The 24,862-nt window shown below is 60.1% G+C and carries 15 protein-coding genes and 1 pseudogene; 9 read left to right on the plus strand and 7 right to left on the minus strand.

What is annotated here, in order from left to right:
• Positions 1 to 216: 216 nt before the first annotated feature.
• Both VVT58_RS18035 and VVT58_RS18040 read right to left on the minus strand, forming a co-directional pair.
• Positions 217 to 984: a Crp/Fnr family transcriptional regulator gene (locus VVT58_RS18035; protein WP_327752313.1), complete on the minus strand. Its 768-nt coding sequence runs from the start codon at positions 982 to 984 to the stop codon at positions 217 to 219.
• A gap of 242 nt (positions 985 to 1,226) precedes the next feature.
• Positions 1,227 to 1,889: an OmpW family outer membrane protein gene (locus tag VVT58_RS18040; protein ID WP_327752315.1), complete on the minus strand. Its 663-nt coding sequence runs from the start codon at positions 1,887 to 1,889 to the stop codon at positions 1,227 to 1,229.
• 780 nt (positions 1,890 to 2,669) lie between these two features.
• Between VVT58_RS18040 and VVT58_RS24435 the strand changes: the two are divergent.
• From VVT58_RS24435 to VVT58_RS18060, 3 genes and pseudogenes are all read left to right on the plus strand, one after another.
• A pseudogene (locus tag VVT58_RS24435) lies at positions 2,670 to 2,793 on the plus strand (LuxR C-terminal-related transcriptional regulator); the annotation flags it as partial.
• Positions 2,794 to 3,339: 546 nt separating this feature from the next.
• On the plus strand, positions 3,340 to 4,014 hold the full coding sequence (locus tag VVT58_RS18055; protein WP_327752317.1) for a response regulator transcription factor: 675 nt from the start codon (positions 3,340 to 3,342) through the stop codon (positions 4,012 to 4,014).
• 18 nt (positions 4,015 to 4,032) lie between these two features.
• Positions 4,033 to 6,045, plus strand: coding sequence for a glycosyltransferase (locus VVT58_RS18060; RefSeq protein ID WP_327752318.1), 2,013 nt, complete (start codon positions 4,033 to 4,035; stop codon positions 6,043 to 6,045).
• Positions 6,046 to 6,158: 113 nt separating this feature from the next.
• Here VVT58_RS18060 and VVT58_RS18065 read toward each other — a convergent pair whose 3' ends face one another.
• From VVT58_RS18065 to VVT58_RS18075, 3 genes are read right to left on the minus strand one after another with little or no spacing between them, the layout of a single operon-like run.
• Positions 6,159 to 7,586, minus strand: coding sequence for an O-antigen ligase family protein (locus VVT58_RS18065; protein WP_327752320.1), 1,428 nt, complete (start codon positions 7,584 to 7,586; stop codon positions 6,159 to 6,161).
• A 5-nt stretch (positions 7,587 to 7,591) separates the two neighbouring features.
• Positions 7,592 to 9,844, minus strand: a complete 2,253-nt coding sequence (locus tag VVT58_RS18070; RefSeq protein WP_327752322.1) for a polysaccharide biosynthesis tyrosine autokinase — start codon at positions 9,842 to 9,844, stop codon at positions 7,592 to 7,594.
• 15 nt (positions 9,845 to 9,859) lie between these two features.
• Positions 9,860 to 10,558, minus strand: coding sequence for a polysaccharide biosynthesis/export family protein (locus tag VVT58_RS18075; protein WP_066562223.1), 699 nt, complete (start codon positions 10,556 to 10,558; stop codon positions 9,860 to 9,862).
• A 394-nt stretch (positions 10,559 to 10,952) separates the two neighbouring features.
• Here VVT58_RS18075 and VVT58_RS18080 point away from each other — a divergent pair, with 394 nt between their 5' ends.
• The 5 genes from VVT58_RS18080 (at position 10,953) to VVT58_RS18100 (ending at position 18,695) form a co-directional block, all read left to right on the plus strand.
• The gene (locus VVT58_RS18080; RefSeq protein ID WP_327752323.1) at positions 10,953 to 11,720 is read left to right on the plus strand and encodes a sugar transferase; all 768 of its coding nucleotides are present in this window, start codon (positions 10,953 to 10,955) and stop codon (positions 11,718 to 11,720) included.
• A gap of 5 nt (positions 11,721 to 11,725) precedes the next feature.
• Positions 11,726 to 13,174 carry a lipopolysaccharide biosynthesis protein gene (locus VVT58_RS18085; protein WP_327752324.1) on the plus strand — a complete coding sequence of 483 codons (1,449 nt, stop codon included), beginning with the start codon at positions 11,726 to 11,728 and terminating at the stop codon, positions 13,172 to 13,174.
• 647 nt (positions 13,175 to 13,821) lie between these two features.
• Positions 13,822 to 15,315: a calcium-binding protein gene (locus tag VVT58_RS18090; protein ID WP_327752325.1), complete on the plus strand. Its 1,494-nt coding sequence runs from the start codon at positions 13,822 to 13,824 to the stop codon at positions 15,313 to 15,315.
• 259 nt (positions 15,316 to 15,574) lie between these two features.
• A complete protein-coding gene (locus VVT58_RS18095) occupies positions 15,575 to 17,305 on the plus strand; it encodes a type I secretion system permease/ATPase (protein WP_327752326.1) in 1,731 nt (576 codons plus the stop codon).
• Positions 17,306 to 17,420: 115 nt separating this feature from the next.
• Positions 17,421 to 18,695, plus strand: a complete 1,275-nt coding sequence (locus tag VVT58_RS18100) for an HlyD family type I secretion periplasmic adaptor subunit (protein WP_352000086.1) — start codon at positions 17,421 to 17,423, stop codon at positions 18,693 to 18,695.
• A gap of 50 nt (positions 18,696 to 18,745) precedes the next feature.
• Here VVT58_RS18100 and VVT58_RS18105 read toward each other — a convergent pair whose 3' ends face one another.
• The gene (locus VVT58_RS18105; RefSeq protein WP_327752329.1) at positions 18,746 to 19,894 is read right to left on the minus strand and encodes an IS630 family transposase; all 1,149 of its coding nucleotides are present in this window, start codon (positions 19,892 to 19,894) and stop codon (positions 18,746 to 18,748) included.
• 64 nt (positions 19,895 to 19,958) lie between these two features.
• Complete coding sequence (locus VVT58_RS18110) at positions 19,959 to 21,527, minus strand: hypothetical protein (RefSeq protein WP_352000088.1); 1,569 nt, start codon at positions 21,525 to 21,527, stop codon at positions 19,959 to 19,961.
• Positions 21,528 to 21,763: 236 nt separating this feature from the next.
• Between VVT58_RS18110 and VVT58_RS18115 the strand changes: the two genes are divergently transcribed.
• The gene (locus tag VVT58_RS18115; protein ID WP_327752332.1) at positions 21,764 to 24,835 is read left to right on the plus strand and encodes an Ig-like domain-containing protein; all 3,072 of its coding nucleotides are present in this window, start codon (positions 21,764 to 21,766) and stop codon (positions 24,833 to 24,835) included.
• Positions 24,836 to 24,862: the final 27 nt, after the last annotated feature.

The raw sequence follows: 24,862 nt of genomic DNA on the forward strand, positions 1-24,862 counted from the left end.
TTCGCTGCGGAACCGCCCTTCTGCATTGACCTCTGTCAAAGCCGGCGTCGTAGGTATGTAGGGGAATGTCCGTATCGGGTGGTTTGCGGACATCATCTCCGTCATCCCAGCGAAAGCTGGGATCTCAGGCGATAGGGTACGGCCTAGCCTCACGAGATCCCAGCTTTCGCTGGGATGACAACCTGTAATATCTGCTATCGGCCAAAAACCGTCCCTTCACTCCCCCTCAGCCATGCCTTCCAGCCGATCGGCATCGACGATGCGCACCCCGCGCCGTCCGGCCAGCGCAATCACACCCAACCGCTTCAAATCGCTGATCTGGCGGGAAACCGTCTCAATAGTCAGCCCCAGCACATCGGCTATCTGCTGCCGCGACAGAGGCAGTTCGATCACCCCCTCCCGGTCCGCCCGCAGCCGCCGGTGCATATCGAGCAGCAAGGTCGCCACCTTCTCCTGCGCATTCTTCCGCCCCAGCAACAGCATCCACGCCCGGGTCCGGTCGAGATCATCCAGCGTCCGCTGCAACAACCGATGCTCCAGCGCCGGATGTTCGCGCGCGAAGCCGTCGAAGGCGCCCCTCGGATAGAGGCACAGCCGCGCATCGGTCAGCGCCGTGACGCTATGCGGCGTCCGCGCACCGAAGGGGCGGCCAATGAAATCCGACGCATAGACGACGCCGACGATCTGCTCCCGCCCGTCGCCGGTGGAAGTGGAAAGCTTCAGCGTCCCCTCGATCACATTGGCGACCAGCGTGGAGCTGTCGCCCTCCCACATCACGGTCTGCCCGGCCTGCAACGATACCCGCCGCCCGATCCGGTTCAGCGCGACGCGCTGTTGTTCGTCAAGATCGGCGCAGATCGCCTGATCGCGCACCTCGCAGCGGTCGCAATATTGCCCGCTACAGCCCTTGGACGCCGGCGCCGCCGCCATGACGAACGCCGCATCGCTCTGCGCCTTTTGCGCCAGATCAAATCGCATATCCATGCGCCGATCCATGCCGCGACAGCACGATGCGACCTATCCGTAATTGTCCCTATGGGAAGAGGGGGTCGATCGGAATCATGTCGGATTTGGGTGGTTTCCCGCCATTTAAATCCGTCATCCCAGCGAACGCTGGGATCTCAGGCGATAGGGCACAACCCAGCCTCACGAGATCCCAGCTTCCGCTGGGATGACGTTTGTTAATGACCGCTCCTGGCCAATTCCGGCCGTCAGCCGACACCTCGTCAGAACTTCATCCCCACACCCACGCCGAAGACGAAGGGATCAAGCTCCAGCTTCACCCTCTGCACTCCCGTAGCGGCGGTAGACAGCCGCGCGGTGGTGTCGATGTCGATATATTTGACGTCGAGATTGAGGAACATCCGCTCGTTCAGGTCGATATCGACGCCAACCTGCCCTGCCCAGCCGAAGCTGTCGGACATATGCACCTTGGTCGCGCCCACCGCGCCTTCCAGCGCGTTCGACGCCTTCTCATTATAGAATAGCGTATAATTCACCCCCGCCCCGACATAGGGCCGGATCTTCCCTTCGGGCAGGAAATGATATTGCGCCGTCAGCGTCGGCGGCAGCACCCAGGTGGAAGCGAGCCTGCCGATGCTTCCGGTCGTGCCGGTCCGCCCGCTCGCGCTGTGCTTGGTGGTCGCGGCGATCAGTTCGAAGCCGATATGGTCGGTCGCCATATAGGTGACGTCCACTTCCGGCATCACGCTGTTGTCGACCTTCACCTTCTCGCCCGGAAAGGCGGGCAGCACGCTCCCGCTCTTCTCGTTGGGCGCGACCATGATGCCGCGCAACCGCACCAGCACATCGCCCTGCGCCGCCTGGGCAGGCGCAGCCAGAATAGCGCAACCGGCAGCCGCGCCCAGCAGGATCGTCTTGATGGTCATGTCCTTGAAACTCCATCCCTGTTGTCAGTGCCGCTCTCCTGCCGCACCGCAGCGAGGCCGGCATTGATCCTGCGCAACCGGCAATTTGACCTGCCTCAATGCCGCAGGCCCGCTCCCCATAGGATCAAGCGCAACATGTGGATCTATCATTGGTAGGGATATTTTCGAGCTCAGGGCAACTCGCCGAACTCTCGTGATCCAGCCTATCATCAAGGGATTAATCGAAGTTGTGACGAAGATGGATTTGGGCTCGGCTCATCTTAGACTGAAGGGGCTAGACGCTGCTGAAATCACGATTTTTGTCGCGATTACATTCCACAGCTTTGCCGACAGGAATGCCAATTACTGGCGCTTCGTGATTCTAAGCTGACTCCCGCTCTATGCTCGCGTTTATTGGGCGACGACAGATAGAGGCCGACGATATCGTGGACCTTATCGACGAACAGCGGGTCGCTCGACATCCAGCGCCATGACGCCCCGGTTTTGCCGATATAACGCAGTGCATAGAATAACTCGCGAAGGCTGTGTCTCCGCTGGCCGGCGTCCGCCCGTTGCAGCAGCGGGTAGGGCGAGCAAGACTTGCGTCAAGTGTTCATGACAAGTCTTTGAATCTTATCGATTCTCAAGTCCATGACAATCTCTAGCCAAATAGTTCAATCCATCGCCTTTTCTTTATATCTTTTGGCCATAGCTAAAGTGATAAACAAAATGCGCCAATGGCAATTTGCGGAGACTAATGCATACTATGAAGAGTTAGAGGAGATTATCATGTATCGCTTCGCAACGGAGACAGTCCAACTAACTGATCGCGAGACAGAAGTTCTGGGCTTCATCGCCTTGGGTCTCTCGGCCAAGGAAGTGGCACTGAAATTGTCGATTTCGCCCTGCACGGTCGAACGGCATATCGAGAATGCGCGACTTAAGACTCGGACGCGCAACCGCACGCACATGATAGCCTACACGCTACGTAGCGGGATGCTGCCGTAGCCGTAGGTCCGCACGTCCGTGTCTGTCTGAAGAAGGTGCTCGGTTGGCGCCGGGGGCGCAACAGCGCGCTCCAGAGTGCCGGTGCAAGGACTTGTCTTTGACGGTCACGCATTCGGTTACCGTCGGCTGCCGGCCGATTGCCACGCAATCGCGGTGACAATATTTGTCCGAGTGGGACCATGCCCCCTCTGACAATAACGTCTTGCACGACGCCCATTGCTCGCAACATCCCGAACCCGAATGGAGAAGCGATGTTCACGCGCTGCGCAAGATCGACCTTTGACCGAAGGTCCGATGGCAGTGGCGAGGCACCTATATCTCTCCGCTTATACCTTTCTAGATAGAATGGGTTAGATTGGGGAGTAGATTAACCAGACTACGCCCCTAGTTAAAACTTGCTACTCTAGCCGTCATCTTCTTGTCACAATTGTTAATGGACCAGGGGGCTGCCGGACGGCACACCATGACCGAAACTCGCTCGATCGCTGTCGTTGCTGAACGACATATTTTTTATAATGCCGGTCTGGCGGCGATGCTCCGGCGAGAAGTCGGATTCGCCAAGGTCATTCGCGTTCACGACTATGGCAGCCTTGCTAAAATATTGTCTACCGAATTTTCAGTTGATTTCCTTGCTCTCGACTTCGACTTGCCTGGATCTTCGGGACTGGCGACGATACGAGAACTTCACGAGAAGCAGCCCGCAATGCGCATGGCGGTCTTTTCCGACCGCACGGATCTGCGCGAGGTGCTGTCCATTATTTCCGCCGGCGCACACGGCTTTATCCCCAAGCAGATCGGGAACGGCGCGGAACTGCTCAAAGCGCTGCAAACCGTGGACGAGGATGGCATCTTTGTTCCAGCCGAACTGCTTGAGCGCCAGCGCCCGCAGGACGACGAGAACGAGGACGAGGAGACCATCAACCTCGAGGCGCTTTCCGGGCTGACAGATCGGGAGCAGCAGGTGATCAGGCTCCTCTTGGCAGGTCATACCAACAAGGTCATCGCGCGCGAACTCGGGATTTCGCCTAGCACCGTCAAGGTGCACGTTCATGCCGCATTCCGCACGCTTGGGGTCCACAGCCGGCTCGCCGCCCTGGCAGCGCTGCGCGTGACTCGGCGCACGGGAACCGAAGCCTGATCGACAGGACTCTCCGCCATGCTGTTTCTTCGAACGCACGAAGCGGCCAATTGGAGCGGCATCCAACCCGCTCTCCCGCCCTGCCCAGCAGAGCCATCGCCGGTTCGTCCACTCAACATCGTCCACGTCATCACCCGTCTTGTGCTTGGTGGTGCGGAGGAGAATACGGTCGCAACCTGCCTCCATCAGGCAGAATGCGGCCACCGGGTGACGTTGATCCACGGCCCTGGCGCCAACCCGATCTGGGCCAAGCGCATCGGTGACCGTATCCGGCTTATCAATATGGACAGCCTCGTCCACCCCATAAACCCTCTTGCAGACTTTGTGGCGATACGCGACCTGCGCCAGCTCTACCGACAACTTCAGCCGGACATTGTTCACACGCACGAGAGCAAGGCGGGGATCGTCGGCAGGGTGGCCGCCGCCGCTGCCCGAGTACCGCTGATTGTGCACACCATCCACATCGCCCCATTTGTCGCGGTGAGCGGTGGGCAGCGCCTGCTCTATGTCGATGCGGAGCGGGCCTGCGCGCGGTTCACCCATCTCCTGATCGCCGTCAGTCGCGGGATGCAGCAGGCCTATCTCGATGCGGGCATCGGCGGGGATGTGCCAATTCAGGTAATCCACAGCGGAATGCCGCTCGATCACTTTATTTCCGCAGTCCCTCCTTCCGACTGGCGAAGCCGCATCGGCGGCTGGAATGGAAGGGAACGGCCCCGCTTCATTCTCAAGATAGCCGCGTTTGAGGAACGGAAGCGCCAACTGCCATTGCTTCGCGCAATGGCGGAAGGGCTCCGCGAGCGTAGCAATGCATGTCTGCTTTTTGCCGGCGATGGGCCGGAACGCCTTCGGTGCGAGGAGGAGGCCCGTACCCTAGGCATCGCGGACAAGGTCCGCTTCCTCGGCCACGATCCGGCGCCGTGGGAACTGATTGCGCTCACCGACCTGTGCGTGCATGCGGCCGAGCGGGAGGGGCTGCCGCGCACGGCAGTCCAGGCGATCGCCGGGGGCAAGCCGCTGGTGGTAGCGCGGCTGCCGGGGATCGAGGAGATCGTTGCAGACAATATCAACGGGATCATCACCGACGCCGATGACCTCGCCATGACTGCGGCACAGATATTCGCCCTGTTGGACTCGCCTGACCGCCTTGCCCGACTGCAGGACGGCGCCCGATCAACGGACGTTTCGTCCTGGCGCGAAGAAAGGATGGGAGAACGGATCGACCGCGCCTATGCCAGTGCGCTGACGGGCAATGTTGCACAGCAGCTGCCGATCACGACGATCGAGTTCCTCGGACTTCCGGGGTCTGGCAAGACGACGGTCGCCCGTAAACTTCTCGGTCTCTTACGCGAGCAGCGGGCGCCGGTGCGCTTTAGCCGCGATGCGATGGGTGATGAATTGTCCTTCCTGCGCAGGTCGCTGAGACGCCTCGCCCTGCTCGCCCCGGTCTTTTTTAGCAGCCCCCGCGCAATCTTCTTCGCATCGCGCGGACTTACCCCGCATAAGCGGGGCGGCAAGGATGCCGCCAAGACCCGTTGGAACTTCCTGTCGGTGCTGGCAATGCAGTTGCGACAAGGCCATAACGGCCTGCTGATTGCCGATCAGGGTTTGGCGCAGGCGATCTGGACCGCGCGCATCCACCACGGGCATGATGCCGCCCCCGCCAAACCGGTGTTCGATCGACTGGACGGCTGGATCGGCGAAACCCTCTTCATCCACGTCGAGGCTCCTACCGCCGTCGCACAGCAACGGCTTGCGCAGCGACGGCGGCACACATCGCGTTTCCAGAGCGCGGAATCCATCGCAGATATCTCTCTCTGGAGGCGTGGTGAGGAGGCCATAGAGCATATTGCCGATGAGATCGAAGGAGAACTCAAGCGCCGACACCTTACGGGCCGGCTGCTTCGCATTCCGAGCGACGGCGGCGACACTCCGCTGGACCGCGCCAAACATATCAGTGACCATCTCTCGCAGCTCGAGCGCGACGGTCGCAATGGGGTGAGATCAGAGAGCATGATTCGACTGGATTGAGTCGCATCACGCCCCCTCAGTCTTTTGTTTTCCGTATTTTACGGGCGGTCAGTTCTTCCCCCTGACTTCAAAAATGTTCGAGCTCATCCCGACCCAGGCTCCTGGAGCGTTTCTCAGACCGGCTGGGCAGCATCCTGCAGGTTCGAACCGGGGCGTCTTGCGCGGGGCGCCCATCCCGAGGTCGATGGCTGACCAACCGGGCGCTTGACCAAATTCAAGGGCGGTCGTGCGACCGAGTTCAGGGGCGGCGCGGTAAAATAAGCGCCAAGATAAATGATCCAGAACAGGAACGCCGTCGTCGGTGAGAAGGAATCGCTGAGCTGGTTCCCAATCAGGTAAAAGATTGCGCCCAGATACATGCCAGCCACGATTGTGTCCGACTCCCGATCGACCTGCCCCTTGGGCAAGGTGGCAAGGAGGAAATTGGCGCCGCGGCTGACGGCACTCAGCACCAGTGCGACCGCTGCCGCCAGACCAAAAACGCCCATTCCACGGAAATAATCGAGAAACATATTATGCGAATGAGCGTAGCGGTAAATCCGCGTCCCCGCACCCTCCCCGAGCAGGGGATGGTCGAGGCCGATCTGGATCGACTCCTTCCACACCATGTCGCGCGTCTGCATGCTGGGAAATTCCCACAGGCCATAGGTCAAAATGCTGTTCACCCGCCTGAAGAAATCCGGACTGGCCCAGCTCAGCACCCACAGGGTCGCAGGCACGGCGAACGCGATCCCGCACAGAATGACGGACAGCTTGAATAGCGTCTTGTCCAGGCTGCCGCTTCGGCTTCCATGGTAGAGCCAGGTCAGCGCCGCCGAGACGAACCCAAGTGCCAGTGCGGTCTTGGTGCCGCTCATGAAGATCGCGGTCGCCAGGACCAGGAGCATGATCGTGCACAATAGGCGAGACATGGCTGTCCGGGCATTCAGCAGCAGCGCGATGGACAGCGGCCAGACCGCCATCACCGCGACGCCCAGCTGGTTTGGCTTCTCGAAAAAGGCGAGGAAGCGATAGTCGCGCATGACGATCGAACGGCCCCAGCCGGTCTGCGACAGCCCGATGGCGATGCCGAAGACCAGCACTCCCGAGAACAGCAGCGCGAAAACCATTCGTCGCTGCAAGTGGGACGGCATACGGGAAAACAGGATCAGCGCGCAGATCGCATAGATCATCGGCAGGATAACCCGAAACGCGCGTAGCGGCACCGGCGAAACCAACATGGACATGAAGGCCATCATCATGACCACGCAGACGCAAAGCGCTTCCAGCCACAGGCCGCGGCCATACCGGCCGTGCAATGCCCGCCGGAAACTTCCCGGCCATGCGGGTTGCGTCAAAGCCCAGAACGCGAGAATGAACGGCATTGCAAAGGCAAAAGACAATTCGCCGGCCATCAGCGGCCGGGGAATCCAGAACGGCAGGAATACCGCCACCGCGACCAGGATGCTAAAGCCGCTCGCTGCCTGTGCTGGCGGGTTTGCAAGAATGGGCGCCGAAATCTGCGGCGATCGCAACGACACGCGCCTTGCACCTGGCGACATTGCCGTCACACCTCCTTCTGCAATTGGCGAAGCGGATTCTCATTGGCAATTCCATCTTCATCCAAGGGATAATCGTAACGATATGCGTAGCCATAGGCGCCGGTATCCTTGGCCGGATCATATTTGCTGATGACCAGTCCGATCTGGTCGGCGCCGGCATCGCCAAGCCGCTTCAGCGCGATCCTCACATCCGCCTTGGACGTCCGGTTGGCCTCGACGACGAATACCGTCGCATCCGCCATCCCGCCGATGCGCGGGGCATCGGCAAGCCCCAGGACCGGCGGGCCATCGAGGACTATCGCGTCATACAGACCGGCTGCTTCATCCAGCAGCGCCGCAAAGCGGCTGCTCGCCAGAAGCTCGGCCGGATTGACCGACGACCGGCCGCCGCGCGACAGCACCGAAAACCCGTGATGCTCGCAATATTGCACCGCGTCCATGAGACCTTCACCGCTCCCTTTCGCCAGCAGGTCGGTAAGGCCGAATTGGTTCACAAGACCAAGGAGCTTGTGAAGCGACCCGCGGCGCATGTCGCCGTCGATGACCAGCACCTTCTTGCCGGTGGCGGCAAGACTCGAAGCAATCTTGACGGCAATGGTCGATTTGCCCTCGTTCGAGCTGCTGCTGGTCAACAACAACACGCTATGCTCGGGAGTTTGGACGATAGGATTGAGCGCGAGGCAGATGGCGTGGTGCGCCTCCGTCACCGCGGACAGCGGATCGTCCATCGCTTCCGCGATGCTCTCGTCACCCTTGAGCAACGGAACGACGCCCAGCAGAGGCTTACGGAAGTCGCTCTCCACGTCCGTCGGTCCGTGCACCTTGTCGTCCATCCGGGTACGGACGAAGCCTGCCACGAGCGCCAGCGCGACGCCCGCCAGGCTCGCAAGCGCCATGTTCAGCGCCGGCCGCGGATAGGATGGCGACGAGGGCATCTGCGCCCGGTCGATGATCGAGATGGGATTGGTCGTGTTCGCCACCTGCGTACTCACTTCGCTATAACGCTGTAGCAGGGTGTTGTAGAGATTGCGGTTGGTATCCACCTCGCGCTTCAGGATGTTGTAGCGCACGTCCTTGCCCTGCTCGGCGAAGGTCGCGGCCTTGAGCGCACCGACGCTGCCCCTGAGCGCCGCCTCTTGTCCGGCCGCCACGCGAAATTGATTGCCGATGGACGCGCGGACGCCCCCGGCGATGGCCCCGATCTGGCGGTCCATCTCGGCAATCTGGGCCTTGGCCTGCATGATTGCCGGATGATCGTCCTGGCGACGTTGCCGCTCCTGCTGCAACGTCGCTTCCAGCTCGGCCCGTTGACGGGTAAGGTTCTGGATCGCGGGGTTGCTGAGCACTTCTGGAAGGCTCATGGCTGGCGTAGCCATTGCCTGCTCCCAGCGCTCCTGCGCCTGCATCCGGTTCGTCTGCGCCTGTGAATAAGCGCTATTGAGGTCCACCAGACTCGCGGTGGTGATGGACCGCCGTTCGCCATCGCTCCCGGCTATTCCCGCGGCATTGCCGGCGTCCACGAGACCCGCGGAGAGGGCGTAACGGACCAGACTGCTCTCCGACTTCTCGAGCCGTCCCTTGGTCTCGCCCAACTGCCGGTGAAGGAAGTTGCGCGAATAGGTGAAGGTGTCGAGCCGCCGTTGCAGGGTGTCGTTGATGAACGTCTCGGCGAAGCTGTTGGCGATCCGCGCGGCAAGCGCCGGATCGTGACTGTCATATTGAACGGCGATCAGCCGGGTGTCCCGCGGAGAGGAAAGGTTCAGCTTTTCCTGCAGCGCGCTCGTCACCATTGCGGCGCGGAAATCGCCGGCCGGTTCATTCTCCAGTCCCGCCTCCCGAAGAAATTGGGGGTCGTTGACCAGGTTGAGTTGATGCGCGACGTGCTGCGCGGTGGAGCGGCTCCCCAACAGGTCGACCTGGGTCTGGAGCATCCTGTTGTTCTCCGAGCTCCCAGGGTCGGGCGTGATATTCTCGGTGCCGAGAATGCGCGCGGTCTGCGGTTCGATCTGAATGGTTGCCTGCGCGGTATAGACCGGCTTGGGCAACCAGATGCTTGCCAAGCCAATGACAAAAGCAACCAGCACGATGGCGAGCATCATCACGCGATTGCGGACAAGCATCCACCAAAGGGCCAGAAGGTCGATCCCCCGGGTGGGAACACCAGGATCATATTCGGCATAGGACTGGATAAGCCGGTCATCGTCGACCCTTACCAACTGGTCGTTCTGGGGCGTCAGCGCAAGAGTCTTGCCGTGCATGGTTATCCCCTGTCGCTAGAAAGGCCGGAACCGGAAGATGTTCAGGATCGGAAATCCGGTCGTGATGTCACGCCACGTTCTGCGGCCTTCCGAATAGCCGACGACGATCACGTCATCGGACCTGATTTGGGGATCGGGCGCCTTGCCGCTGCGGATCTGGCGGATGTCGAAAACCGCTCCCTCCCGCTGTCCGTTGACCAGTCGGAACACGACCACGTCGTTGAGCGCCGCATACTCCGTTTCGCCCTTCGCCAGCGAAAGTGCGCCGAGCAAAGTCGTCGGACCTTCGATCGGATAGACGCCGGGCTGGGTGACCTCGCCCTGCACGGCGACCTTCTGCGCCACCGGCTTGGCGACGACGACGGAAACCTGAGGATTTTTGAGGTATTTCTGGCCATAGCGGCCGGCGACTTCCTTCGCCAGTTCGCTGGCGGTCTTGCCGCTCGCCCGAACGTCACCGATCAGCGTCAGGTTGACATTGCCGAACGCGTCGACTGGTGCTGCCTTGGTCGAAAGATCCGGCTCCTGCAACACGGTGATGTCAAGGGCGTCCAGCGGACCGATTCGGTATTCTGCGGGCGCGACATTGCTGATCGCCGCAGGAACGAGGTTATATGCCGTTCCGCCGCTGGGCAGGCCGGCGCCTACATTATTGCTCGCGCACGCAGCGACGCCGCTCAGCGCCGAAAGGATCAGCAAGAAACGATGGTTCATGCCGCCACACCTCACAACTTGGACTACGCGCAGCCGCCGCTTGGGCGCACGAACACGCAGGCGATCGGGCTTGAACCGCCCGCCGCAACCAAAGTTGTGCTCGCGCGAGCATATTTAAACAATCTTCGCGAAGGTCTAGACCCCAAGGGCTAGCCCGAAATCAGAATTCAAAAGTCCAGACCAGACGTCCATCCTCATGCTCCGCTGAGCCATTCGGGATTCCTTCGTTCCGTTTGATTTCTGCCGTCTCGCGCGGCTGATCAAATGTGTCGGATGGCGCCAGACGGTTGTTGGCAGATTTCGACGTCGCGTCACATCGTGACCGGCGATCGACGTTGCGCGGCCTATCGTCGGTCCGAAATCGACGATGCGCCTTTCTGTCGGAGAGTTAAGCATGGCTACTCGCATCGATGAAATGACGACGAGACCGCTGCAACGGACTCCGGCCAACGCAAATCTCGCTGGCGCATCTGCGCCCCGGCTCACTGGTCTTGTTAGCGACGAACCGCCTGTCGCGGCTACGCGCATAATCGAGCCCATGCCGCGACACGCCTCCGGGTTGGTGCTACAACGCTGCATGGATCTCACACTTGCGATCTTGTGTCTGCTGGTTCTGTGGCCGGTGATGCTCGCCGCCGCCATCCTGGTGCTGCTCAGCGGTCCCGGGCCTATCTTCTACAGTCAGCGCCGTTTCGGCCGCAACGGCGAGATTTTCCGCTGTTTCAAGTTCCGGACGATGCAGGCCGATGCCGATCGGCGGCTTCGTGAACTCCTGGAGTCGTCGCCCGCCATCAGTGCGATCTGGAAAAGAGATCGAAAGCTTCGCGATGATCCGCGCATCACTTATTTCGGACACTTTCTTCGGCGCTATAGTATCGATGAGTTACCGCAACTTTTCAATGTGGTAAGGGGCGAGATGAGCATTGTCGGCCCGCGGCCACTCGCCACGGACGAAGCCCATTTCTACGCAGATGCGTTTAGCACTTATTGCTCTTTGAGACCCGGCATCACCGGCCCATGGCAGGTCAGTGGCCGCAACCAGATTTCCTTCGAAGGCCGGGCGCAACTCGATTGCGAATATGCGCGCACCAAATCCGTTGGCCAGGATTTTCGGATTATCCTGCGGACTATTCCGGTGGTTCTTCACGGCACCGGGTATTGAACGCCTTGACCCTCGCTCACGCACCTGCTCCGGAACGGCGATTGCAGTCGGAGAAGCGGCAGATCCGCAAAGGCGTTGCCTGGAACGCGGTCGGGATGATGGTAGGCAAGGGCTCGAGCATTCTTGCCAAGGTGGGTCTCGCCCGGCTCCTGCTGCCGGAACATTTCGGCTTCTTCAACATGGTGCTGGTCTTCTCGGCTATCATCGCGATCATTGCCGATCTTGGCTTTCGCCTCGGCCTGATCCAGCGGCAGCGAGATCAGCGCACCAAATTGCTGTACGACAGCGCCTTCTGGCTGCTGTTCGTGACGTCGTTCGTGATGATCGCAGTCATGTGGCTGATCGGCGTTCCATTTTTGGTCTGGTTCTATGGTGAACCGCATCTGGCCCCCATCGCGCTGGCGATGAGCACCGCGATCGTGTTCCAAAACCTGCAGGTGGTGCCGGAAGCGCGGCTGGCGCGCAGCATGCGGTTCAAGCAGATCGCCCTGGCCGATATCGCCGGCACGCTGGCCGGATGCGTCGCCGCCATCGCGCTTGCGCTTGCCGGCGCGAATGTGTGGAGTCTGGTGGCACAGACGCTGGTTGCCGCCGCCTGCACATGCGCCGTCACCTTCGCGCTGTCCGGATGGTTTCCGCGCATGAGGATGAACCTGGCCATTCTTCGCGACCTTAGTTCCTATAGCAGATTTATCGTCGGTTCCCGCGTGCTGATCTCCTTTCAGCAGAACCTCGATTATCTGCTTATCGGCAAGCTTGTCGGCGCTCATGCGCTCGGCATCTATTCGATCGCATTTCTGCTGACGGAAACGCTGCGGGGCAAGGCCTATTGGCTGGTGAGCAAAGCCGTTTTCCCGTTCTACAGCAGGGCGATCGGACGGGACGCGGATATCCGCGCGGTCTATCTGGGAACGGTTCGCTATATGTCCGTAACGATATTTCCGGCAGCCACGGTGCTGATCCTGTTCGCGAACTACATCGTCCCGGCCTTGTTCACCCCCAAATGGAACGCCGCCATCGTCCCGATCCAGATCCTTGCAGCGGCGAGCATGGTCGCTGCCTCCGCAGGCACTCCGGGGGAGGTGTTAAGGGGGATCGGCCGGCCCGACCTCGATTTCCGCATCAACCTTGCCGTTTCCACTCTGGTCGCCTTGCCGGCGCTCTGGATCGGGATCAGCTGGCTGGGTCTACCCGGTGCGGCGTTGGCTGTCCTCGGCCATTATTGCGTGTCACGCATTGCCTATGGAGTAGCCCTTTGGCGGCTGATCCGCCTGCCCATGCTTGACCTATTCCACGCCCTGCAGCGCCCCCTGCTGGGCAGCGGCTTGATGGCCGTCATCGCGTTGCTGGTCGGTTCCTGGCATTCGCTCATCGTCCTCGTCCTGGCTCTCGCAGCCTATGCAACGGTGGTGTGTCCGTTGGTTCTTCCCCGGCTTAGACCGCATTATTCATAGCGAGGGTCTGTCCGGCAATCGCTTGCTGTCACTGCCATATCCTGGAAACCGGCAAGGACAGATTCCTGTCCAAAAACAGCGGGGCCGATCAGGCCAGCATTCTCGGCTGAATGCCCCGACCGATCTCAGCGGCAAGCGCGCCGCCTCGATTCGTCCAAGAATCCCTTTATCTTTCAAAGAATAAGCTGGATTCAGCTAAAGACGAATATTGTTACAACTCAAGTACAGTGGGATGAATCCCTCTTAAATGATGGCAATTTTCCGACGAACTGTTCCGTACGAGCGCTCGATTACCTTGTCACGCTACCCCGTAACAAATAGTAACAACCCGTCTTCCACAATCCTCCGGCGGCTCCGTACCGGCGGTGATCCTAGTGCGAACGACGCGCGGACGGCGGCTCGGGGACCGCTTTTTTCGCATCGGGCAGCTTCCCCATATGGTGTCGGTCCACATGGGCTTAAGTCGATGTTTCGCACATCAACTTGAGCGCAAGTCACTGATATTACATTGATTGTTACATATTATTTGAAATATTTACGATTAATTCAGATTAAATAGATAAAATAAACACTCCTAAAGCTATTTATAAGAAATATAACAAATAAATTTCAGGAAGTGTTTTGGTCGCACAAAGGAAATTTAATATATGACGTACATCACTCTTTCGCAGGATTACGGATATACTCCTTATAGCGTGTCGAATCTTGCCGCAGGTTCGGTGATCGATGCAACCAACGCTTCCTGGATCGTTGACAATAGTCGCAATGATAATCCCGATGCCACCCATCTCTCGACATGGGGTACGGGCGCGCTGAATACCTACCCGTTCAAGGTCACGAACGCTGGTACCGGCTTGCTGATCAAGGGCGGCGAAATCTGGGGTCAGGTGCCGCAGCAGTCCGACTGGGAATATACCTATACCAATTCGGCCGCGATCCGCGTCGAGAACGCGCCGAATGTCGTCATCGATGACTGGCGCCTCGACAAGACATGGGACGCGATCCGGATTGCCAACGGTTCCAGCAACTTCCTGATCGATGATACCCACGTCAGCAACGCGCGGGACGATGCCGTCGAGAATGACTATGTGATGGGCGGAACCATTCGCGACACTCTGTTCGACGGCGTCTTTTCGGGCATCAGCCTTGGCGACAGCGACCATTATGATGGTTCGATGAACACGCTTAAGCTCGATGGCGTGTTCATGCGCATGGAGTCCTACCTTTTCCATGGCGAAATGACGCACGTTTCCCCGTTCAAGACGGATACGGGGGCGCCACAGACGACACCCGACATCCGGATCGTCAATTCAGTGATCGCGATCGAGGATCCCAACCACGCCAGCCAAGGCCGGCTCCAGATTGCCTGGGACCATGTCGTCGAATCGCACGGCAATGTCTTCCTGAACCTGTCGGACACGCCGTTGCCGGCCAGCTATCCGAAGCCGCCGGCCGGTTTCACCATATTGCAAGGTCAGGAGGCTCGCGATTATTGGGCGGCGAGCAAGGCCGCATGGCTCGATAATCATGACGGCACGTCCTATGCGGAGGTGACGCCGCTTCCGCCGCTGCCGGGGGGCGGCACCACCTCATCGATCCCGGCCCCAACCCCTTCGAGCCCGGCACCGACGCCGCCGACCACAACGACCCCGACCACAACTACCAGTTCGGGCTCCATCCACACGATCACCGGCACCAGCAGCGGCGAAAAGCTGATCGGCACTGCGGGCGTCGACCACATTGACGGGCTTGCCGGAACCGACACGATCTTCGGCAAGGGTGGCGCTGATCTGCTTACCGGCGGCCGCGGGCATGACAAGTTCGTCTTCGACACGCACCTCGGCGGCGACGTCGCCACGATAACCGACTTCAATACATCCGAGGACTCCGTCTATCTCGACAATGCCGTCTTCACGAAGCTCGGCTCCGGAACGATGGGCAACCCGGTGCGTCTGGCCGACACCTATTTCGAGCATGGTGACGGCGTGGTGGCCAATGACTCGAACGATTACGTCCTGTACGACAGCCACACCGGCATTCTGTCTTATGATGCCGACGGCAATGGTTCGGGCGCTCCCATTCCAGTCGCGCATCTGTCGGCTCATCTGGACCTCACCAAATACGACATTTTCGTCGTCTGATATCGCGATGGCTCTTCTCCGCTGGCCTAGTCCATCGGTGGCAGTTGACTTCAATTAGGCGTAAGGTGCAGGGCGCTCCTTGAGTGATTTCGAGTGAAATAGAACATTTCACGGTTTGGAAATCACGGAAAACAAAGGAAACTGGATTCTGTTTCGATTCAATCTAATCGAAACAGAATCCAGTTTCCGGGTGCGCCCTGTTTTTCAAGGTGTGTGAGCTGCTGTGCTCCAAAGTCCTCCCTATAGGAGGGAAACTACTGTGCTGATCCTGCCCCAAGCCCTTCGAAACAGTCTGACCGTCAAGGCGGCCCTATCTTCCTGCCGCCGTCATTTCACCTATGCGGCCTTGTTCAGCGCCGGAACCAACCTGCTGTTCATCGCCCCCATGCTGTACATGCTGCAGGTCTACGACCGGGTCGTGCCCACGAAGGGACGGGTCACCCTGCTGTTCCTGACCGTGGTATTGATTTTTGCCCTGGTGACCCTCTCGGCCCTCGATGCCCTCCGGTCGCGGCTGCTGGTCCGGGCCGGTGCATGCCTCAATGAGCATATGGCCAGCCGGATCATGCGGGCCACTTTCCTGCAAGGGGAAACTCGCCCGCGGCTTGCCCGCCAGGCGCTGCGCGAGTTCGATCAGTTGCGTAACCTGCTTACCGGTCCAGCCATGCTTGGTGCGCTCGATGCGCCCTGGATTCCGATCTACGTACTGCTCGCTTTCCTGATCCACTTCTGGGTCGGAGTGCTAACCGTCGTTGGCGCGGCGCTGATCACCTTTCTTGCCTGGCGCAACGAAAATGCCACGCGGGAACCCCTGCAACAGGCGAATATTGCCTCTGCCAGGGCATATGCCAATTATGATACGGCCGTGTCCTCATCCGACATTGTCCGCGCGCTCGGATTGCGTGAAGCCCTGATTCATGGCCAGAGCACCGACCGGGAACGTGCGCTGTCGCTGCAGACCGAGGCGGGCATCGCTTCAGCGCGGCTTGGCGCGGAATCCAAGTTCGTCCGCCTGCTGTTACAGTCGCTGGCTCTGGGCGTGGCCGCGCTGCTGGCGATCACCGCCTCTATCAGCCCCGGCTCGATTTTTGCGTCCATGTTCATTGTCGGCCGCGCCCTTGCGCCGATCGACCAGTTGGTCAACGGTTGGCGCTCGATCATCCAGGCGCGCGGTGCGATCACCCTGCTCGACGAACTCCTCGCCGGCACTCCGCCAGAGATGGTCCGCACCCAGCTGCCCGAACCGCAGGGCCGCCTTGAGGCTCACAATCTGGGCGTCGCTGCGCCCGACAAAAAAATAATCCTCGCCAACATCAGTTTCCGCATCGAACCAGGTGAAGTGATCGCCATTGTCGGTCCCAGTGGCGCGGGCAAGTCGACCCTCGTCCGCACGCTTGCCGGAGCGGTACGCCCGACGGTCGGCGAGGTCCGGTTCGACGGTGCCGAGCAATGGAGCTGGGATCCGGAACAGCTGGCGGCGCACATTGGCTTCATGCCCCAGGAAACCGTGCTCCTGGCCGGAACGATCAAGGACAACATCTCCCGCTTCCGGGCCTGGAATGGAGAGAGTGCCGATCGCATCGACAAAGACGCGATCGCTGCGGCCAAACTGGCCGGAGCGCACGAGATGATCCTGTCGCTGGCCGACGGATACGACCACCCGCTCCAGCTTGGCGGCCGTGGCCTGTCGGCCGGCCAGGCGCAGCGCATCGCCCTTGCCCGAGCCCTGTTCCGTTCACCGCGCTACATCATTCTGGACGAGCCGAACGCCAGCCTGGATGCCGAAGGCGACACGCAACTCATACGCACTCTGGAGCAGCTCAAGGCTGCGGGAAAGACGATCCTGGTGGCCGCGCATCGCCTGAGCGTGCTGCCTGTGGTCGACCGGATCATGGTGATCCGCGAGGGCCAGCTTGCCTGGTTCGGTCCGCGCGACCAGGTACTGCACAAGGTCGCACCGCAAGCGGCGCGGGCCGCATCCAATGGGTGATTCCATGACTATATTGCAGCGAATCACGCCCTCATGGCTGCCTGCCGGAAGGGCGGCCTTGGCACTGCCTGGATCGGAACCGAGACGTGCCGCGGACCCGGACTTTGACATCCGGATGGGGATGGGCCTCCTCATCCTGTTCTTCGTGCTGTTTCTGGGCTGGACGGCTGTGGCGCCGCTCGACGCCGCAGCCATAGCGACAGGTCGGCTGGTCGTCTCTGGAGAGCGTCAGTCGGTGCAACACCCGACGGGCGGGGTCGTCGCCAGCATCCATGTCCGAGAAGGCGCCAAGGTGCGCCGTGGCGATATTTTGATCAGTCTTTCCGCGGCAGAAGCGCGCGGTCAGGAGCGCGCGCTCGCCGGCCAGGCCATCTCCCTGCTCGCGCAACGGGCGAGGCTCCAGGCCGAAGAGGCGGGCTCTCCGACCATCATTCCGCCGCCCGAGTTCGCCCGACTTAAGGGTCAGGACCGGATCGACGCGGATCGCGCCCTGAGCATCCAGGAGACGCAGATCCGTACCCGCTCGGCGGTGCTTTCCACCCAGCAGCGCGTGCTTGGCGAACAGGCAAGCCAGGCGACCAGCCAGGGCCGTGGCTACAGCCAGCGCGCCGGGACTATCCAGGAACAGATCAGCCTCTTGAGCGAAGAGCTTGCGGGCCTTCGCGGACTTGCGGAAAAGGGCTTCGTGCCGAAGACCCGGATTCGGGCTCTCGAACGGGCCAGGGCCGACCTCCAGGGGCAGCTTGCCCAGGATCGGGCGACGGCGGACTCAAGCCGTAGCCAGGTCGGGCAGAGCAAGCTCGAGATCCTGCAAGCGAAGATTTCCTATCAGGAACGGGTCGCCTCGGAAATTCGCGACGTCAATAACTCCCTGGCTGACGTTCTGCCGAAATGGGAGGCGGCACGAGACCAGCTCAACCGCGCCGACATCCGAGCGCCAGCGACAGGAACGGTGGTGGGATTGACCGTGTTCACCCCCGGCGGCGTGATTGGGGCCGGCGAGAAGCTCATGGACATCATTCCCGATCGCATGCCACTGACCATCGAAGCGCGGGTGTCACCCAACGACGCCGACGACCTGGAGGCCGGACAACTCGCCTTCGTTCGCTTCTACACGCTCCATGAGCGGTCGCTTCCAGCGCTGGAGGGCAGCGTCACACGCGTTTCCGCGGATGCGTTCACGGAGCAGCGGACAGGCGAATCCTACTACACGGCTTCGGTGCAGGTGCCGCTCTCCGAACTCCACAAGATCGAGGATTTGCGTGGACCCGGCGCGCTCAAAGCCGGAATACCGGTCAGCATCGAGATCCCGCTGCGCAAGCGCACCGCGCTGCAATATGCATTCGAACCTCTCATGGGTGCGATCGAACGCTCGTTCAAGGAGCATTGATGGGAAGACAGCTTGGGTGGATGCGCCTGCTGTGCTGATTCGGAAATTGCCTAACCAGCTTTTGGCCGAGCATCGAGAGTCCGGCGATAGCGGCGTCCGGTGGATGCGAGGATGTTATTGGCGGATTTGGTCCAACGCAACGGCTTGGGATTGGCGTTATGATTATCGATGAAGATTTCGATGACCTCGATCAAGGCTTTCACCGAGCCATCGGCGCCGCGTTTGATCCGCTTTTCCGACAATAAGGTGAAGAAGCGCTCGACTTGGTCGAGCCATGCCGATGATGTCGGCGTGAAGTGCATATGCCAATGCGGCCGTTTGGCAAACCAGTCTCCAAACATCTTGGTCTTGTGACTTTCGGCAATATTCATAACGACATGGACGTCGAGCTCGGCGGGAACATTATGTTCTAGCTCTTCGAGGAAGGCCCGAAATTCGCTCGATCGGTGGCAAGGGTCGCAGCGATCGATCGCTTCGCCGGGACGGACCATTGCCTGGGCGCTTACCGATGCTTGGAAGCCGGCGAACAGCGTCGTCATACCATGACGTTCATAGTCATGGTTGCGCCGTTCGATTTGTCCCGGCCGCATCGGCACCAGCGCTTGGGTACGGCCGAGAGCCTGGTTTTGGTTCCTTTCATCGACACAGATCGCCAACGCCTTGTCAGGCGGGTCGAGAAAGAGGCCAACGATGTCGCGCACCTTCTCGATGAATTGGGGGTCGCTGGACAATCTGGACGTTTCGGCGCAATTTTGCTGCAGCGAAAAGGCCCGCCCAATACGATATACGGAGGAAGTGGAAACGCCCGCAGCCTTGGCTATGTCGCGAATGTTCCAGTGCGTGGCGTTGACCGGCTTTTCTTCGAGCGTCTTTGCGATGATGGCCTTGATCCGATCATCGTCAATGCGGCGCGGCGCGCCACAACGCGGCTCGTCCGAAAGGCCATCCATGCGTTGTTCGGCAAAGCGCGCGCGCCATGCCCGAACCGTCTTGCGCGTGACGCCAACGGCGGCGGCAATCTTGCAATTGTTCGCGCCATCGGCAGCCCTCAACACGATCTCCGCGCGTTGCGCATCGCGGCGAGACGTGCTCCGACGCCGCACTCGCTGTTCGAGCGCTTTTCTTTCGTCGATCGATAATTCGATCAAGACAAGTTTCGTCGTCGACATCACCAAACTCCCAATAGCCTCCCAGCCCATAGGAATCGCATATGGCGACAGGTGAATAGAAATTTCTGAGTTTACGGCCTAGTTCGGCATTCTCTCAAACCGATTGCCACACGCATGTAACTGCTTTCCGCATGGTTTCTTCGAGGTCACCGTCGGTGTCGATCGAGCAAAGGATAGACTTTGCAAACTCAGCTTCGCTTTCGAGCGTCCACCGGCGAAGGACGGCGTTCGGATCTGGTCCTCCGGGCTTGCGTCGCGCCAGATCGCGCTTGAGCGCCGTCGCGATCGGCGCACTCAGCTTAAGAACGAGTCTGGGTTTCGGGAGGCGTCGATAGATTGAGCGCTCCCGCTCCATCAGCCAGCGCTGAAACGGAGAGCGCGCCTGTGTGATGGCAAGATCGTCGAAGGCACTGCCATCGAGGCCCGTCGCATTGGTTGCCGGGCACCGATCCGAGATCACGATCGTTCCCGATGACATCGCCCGCATGCTGCGGGTCAGAAGTCGGCGGCGATCATAAGCGACGAGCAACTTGCCGATGACAAAGAAGGTGGAATATCGTCGTTCAGCACGTCGCTCCGGCTTTTCATACTCGCTGAGGCGTTCATTCGGCAGCGCCTTGCGGACAGCCGGCACAAACAGTCTGGGCAGGAATGACAGCCAGGTCGCCGGTGGCTTGCCGAGGTGAATCGTCTTCACGTCGAGATTCTTCCCCAGCGTCTCAGCCACGAGTTTGGCCAGCGTGGATTTCCCGGTTCCTTTTGGCCCGACCAGCGCGATCCACGCACCTCCCGTCAGCAACGACAGATTGCGTCTGGAGCGAAAGCGCATGGCGAAATGCTTGCCGACCCGCATGATCCGCGAAAATCCGGCGGCGGCATGGCCGAGCCGTCTGTGATATCTCAGCGCCCAGGCCAGCCGCATTCCCATTGCCACCCGCAAGAGGATCGACCCCTTCGCTATGCAATCGATCATTTGCCGAATGGGAATCTGGACCGATGGGAACCAATCCTCGCAAAGGGCCGCCGCTTCGTTGATGTCGCTCCTTTGCAGGAGCCATGACAACTCGTCCCTGCATTCGTCATAATGGGCATTCACCTTGACGATCTCGACGATGCTGTTGTGCTTGAGCAGCATCCTGAGCAGGAACAGCACCAGTTCCGACGCGGGGTCGGGGATACGTACCCCCATCAACGGGGCGGTCCGTGCCAGGAGATCCTCCTCGACGGGAAATCTGAATGACTTCACGAAGCTGTCGCCGCTCACCAACTGATGATAGGCATGCAGATCCAGCAGTCGGCCGACGTCCGGATCCCAGGCCAAGGCATGAAAAACGCCGGCATGGCCAGCGCCCATGCGGGAAACGGCAAGCTTGAACCCGCACTCATTGATGATGCGCTGAAAGGCGTCCGCATCGGAAGGATGGACCAGAAGGTCGATATCCTCACGCCCGCACAGTGTCTTATCCAGTCGTATATTGCTCTTCCAATGGCAGTAACGGATGCCCTGGCGCTCCAATTCAGCGAACAGCATCAGCTCGATCGAACTGGGTCGCAGGTCGCTTTGGTCCTTGCTGGTTATCGGCGCCAATGGAACGGTTGCGCCAGGAGCGACCAGACTTTCGGCTGGCATAGGATCGCTGGAGGAATAACCGTCATGCCCCACCGCATAAACCTCCCATGCCGCTCCGCGCGAAGAACCCAGCGCTGATCGACCTGCATCTTACTCCATGAACCACGCTGCACCAGTCCTGATCGAGCGGCTTGGTGGTCTAAAACGGTCTACACCCATGGGCTATTTGACTTGACCGGCCTCAGATTGGATTCTGGCCTTTACAGCAGTTCGAAAACCCCAGGATTGCCCACGCCAGGCCGAATACCGGAAAGGGACGGAGCGACACCATGGCGACTTTCAAATTACACAGCGACACCGCTACCGTCCTTGAGAATGGCAGCAAGACCGGCAATGTTCTTCTGAACGATAGCCTTGCCAATCAGGTCACGCAGATCAAGGCCGGCAACGGCAGTTTCATGCCAGTTCCTATCGAAGGCGTGACGATTCAGGGAATCTACGGGTTCCTCACCATCATGTCTGACGGCAGCTATTCCTATACCGCATCGACCGACGCGGCAGAACGACTCAAAGCGGGCTCGACCGCCAGCGATACCTTCACCTACGCCGCCGTGGGCGGCGGTTCCGGCACCTCCACTCTGAAATTCACCGTGACGGGCGTCAACGATGCGCCTGTATTGACTTCGACCTCCGCGTCCCTGAACACGATCACGGAGGATCAGACCACCAATAGCGGTCATTCGGTATCGTCTTTTCTGAGTTCGACCGATATCGATTCCAGCGCTCTGCGCGGGATCGCGATCACGGACCTCGCATCCGGCAATGGCCAGTGGCAGTATTCGACCGATAGCCGCGCGACCTGGTCCAACATAGGCGCGGTCAACGATGGCTCCGCGCTGCTGCTGCGCTCATCGGACTATATCCGCTTTGTCCCGAATGGCGACATCGGCACGACGGCGAACTTCACCTATCACGCATGGGATCAGACGAGCGGATCGGCGGGCGCCAAGGTCGATGCGACGACCAATGGCGGCCAGACCGCCTTCTCCACCGGCACCGCGACGGCCTCCATTACCGTCACCAACGTCAACGACGCGCCGGTCGGCCTGGCCTCCAGCGCATCGGGTATCGAAGATGGTCCGCCGATCACCGGCCAGGTGACCGCCACCGACGTCGACAGCACCACCCTGACTTACGCGCTTGTCGCGAATTCCGCGGTCGGCGGATCGGTGTCGATCGATGCGGCGACCGGCAATTACAGCTTCACCCCCGCCGCCAACTTCAACGGCGCGGCTTCCTTCAAATTCACTGCCAGCGATGGGAGCCTGACCTCCGCTGCGGCTACGGTCACGATCGCCATCGCTTCGGTCAATGACGGACCGCCTGTCGCCCACGCCGATAATGCGGGCACCTATGCAGACACGCCGGTCCTGGTCGACGTCCTGTCGAACGATACGGACATCGATGGCGATGCCCTGTCCATTTCGGCCCTGGGCACCGCTGGTCACGGAACCGTTCAGATCCAGAACGGGAAGGTTCTTTACACGCCCGCAGCGGGCTATACCGGCACCGACGCGTTCACCTACACCGTTTCGGATGGCGCCGGCGGCACTGATCAGGGGAATGTGAACGTTACCATTGCTCCTGCTCAGTCGGCTGGTCCCACCGCGGTCAGCGTCACCTTCAGCCAAGGCGCCAACGGATACGCCGATGCCATCGATACGATGCTGAGGCAGAATAGGGCATCTATCCCCTTTGCCGACGCGCCTTTTTTCCGATCGATCCTGGAATCGGGAAAGGAATCGCAGCCGCTTTTGAAGTTCGGCAATGTGTTCGGATCCGGGCCGGGGCAGATCCCTCTCGGGGCGACGATCATCTCGGCGTCTCTCACCCTGGAGGTCACTGACGGGTCCGCCTCCGGCGGTTCGATCAACCGCATGCTGGTGGGTTGGAATGCCGCATCGACCTGGAACAGCCTGGGCAGCGGCGTGCAGATCAATGGGATCGAGGCGACGTCAACCGGCGCCATCAACGTCGGGTCGATTTCGAAGGGCAGCCACGCGTTCAACGTGACGGAAAGCCTCGCCGCCTGGAATGATTCGGCTTCGACTTCTACCGGGCAGAACGCGGCGAACTTCGGCTGGGTATTCAAGCCGACCAACATCGACAGTTGGGACTTCAATTCGGCGCAAGGCGCCGTGAAGCCGGTGCTGTCCGTAACCTACACGCTGGCCGGGGTTCCTCCCCCAGCCCTGCCGGCAGTTTCGATCGGGACGGTCGCTACCGCGCACGAAAATGACGGCACAATCACGTTCAGCCTGTCCCTCAGCCAGGCTTCGACACAGGATATCACGATCAACCTTAGCACCAGCGATTTCACGGCGAAGTCGGGGGCCGACTATCTTGCCGCAACCAGTTCCATAACCTTCTCGCCGGGGGAATTGACCAAGACGTTCGATGTCAGCCTATTGAACGATGCCGCCGCCGAACGGCTGGAATCCTTCAAGGTCCAGATCAACTCTGCGACCAACGCCACGATCGACAAGGCCGTCGCTACTGGCCAGATCACCGATGACGATGTCACTGTTCCGCCGATGCCGGCCATCAATGCAAGCGTAGTCGCCGTGCATAATATTTCAGACGCCACCCAATATAATGGCGGTCCCGGTTACGGGATCAGCGATCCATCGGGGATTGCCTATATTCCAAGCCTGGGCAAGCTTCTGATAGCGGACTCCGAGCATGACGAGAGCCCCTTTTACAGCAACATCAACCTGTTCTCCCTGCAACTCGACGGGTCTTACGTCGGCAACTACAGCCTCACTTCCTTCTCAAAGGAGCCTACCGGCCTCGCTTACAACTCGAACAACGGTTATCTGTACATCCCGGACGACGACCAACAGGAGGTGTTCTGGGTCTCGCCTGCGAATCCGTCGGTCAAGCTCGGCTCCTTCGACACTGGCTATCTCGGCCTTCTCGACACGGAGGATCTGAAGGTCGATCCAGTGACGGGGCATATCCATATGCTCGACGGCGTATTGAAGCAGATGATCGAACTTACCGACCAAGGTGTGTTCGTGAACTCGGTTTCGCTCCCATCCGTGATGAAGGATGCGGAGGCACTCGCCTATGATCCCACGCATGATGTATATTTTGTCGCCTCGGGAGCCTCATCCAAGATCTGGGCCATCGATCCGCAGGCCAACATTTTGGCGACCATAGACGTGCTGTCTTCCTATAGCCCGAGCGCCAAGATCAAGGGCATGGAACTGGCGCCCAGCAGCGATCCGAACGATGGCAACGCCTTAAGCCTGTATGTGTCCGACTATGGTTCCGACCAACAGAATGACGGCCGATTGTACGAAATCCACCTAGGCAATGACTGGTTTTTCAATTGGTAAATCAGGCGAGGGGCAGCCAGCATCGGC

This window comes from Sphingobium sp. SJ10-10, assembly GCF_036038995.2.
Taxonomy (GTDB): domain Bacteria; phylum Pseudomonadota; class Alphaproteobacteria; order Sphingomonadales; family Sphingomonadaceae; genus Sphingobium.

Bases quoted from the DNA above. Each gene is read 5' to 3' on its own strand.
- VVT58_RS18080 (WP_327752323.1), top strand. From the start codon at position 10,953: ATGGCTACTCGCATCGATGAAATGACGACGAGACCGCTGCAACGGACT.
- VVT58_RS18090 (WP_327752325.1), top strand. From the start codon at position 13,822: ATGACGTACATCACTCTTTCGCAGGATTACGGATATACTCCTTATAGC.
- VVT58_RS18055 (WP_327752317.1), top strand. From the start codon at position 3,340: ATGACCGAAACTCGCTCGATCGCTGTCGTTGCTGAACGACATATTTTT.
- VVT58_RS18100 (WP_352000086.1), top strand. From the start codon at position 17,421: ATGGGGATGGGCCTCCTCATCCTGTTCTTCGTGCTGTTTCTGGGCTGG.
- VVT58_RS18040 (WP_327752315.1), bottom strand. From the start codon at position 1,889: ATGACCATCAAGACGATCCTGCTGGGCGCGGCTGCCGGTTGCGCTATT.
- VVT58_RS18075 (WP_066562223.1), bottom strand. From the start codon at position 10,558: ATGAACCATCGTTTCTTGCTGATCCTTTCGGCGCTGAGCGGCGTCGCT.
- VVT58_RS18060 (WP_327752318.1), top strand. From the start codon at position 4,033: ATGCTGTTTCTTCGAACGCACGAAGCGGCCAATTGGAGCGGCATCCAA.
- VVT58_RS18065 (WP_327752320.1), bottom strand. From the start codon at position 7,586: ATGTCGCCAGGTGCAAGGCGCGTGTCGTTGCGATCGCCGCAGATTTCG.
- VVT58_RS18070 (WP_327752322.1), bottom strand. From the start codon at position 9,844: ATGCACGGCAAGACTCTTGCGCTGACGCCCCAGAACGACCAGTTGGTA.
- VVT58_RS18035 (WP_327752313.1), bottom strand. From the start codon at position 984: ATGGATATGCGATTTGATCTGGCGCAAAAGGCGCAGAGCGATGCGGCG.
- VVT58_RS18105 (WP_327752329.1), bottom strand. From the start codon at position 19,894: ATGGGCTGGGAGGCTATTGGGAGTTTGGTGATGTCGACGACGAAACTT.
- VVT58_RS18115 (WP_327752332.1), top strand. From the start codon at position 21,764: ATGGCGACTTTCAAATTACACAGCGACACCGCTACCGTCCTTGAGAAT.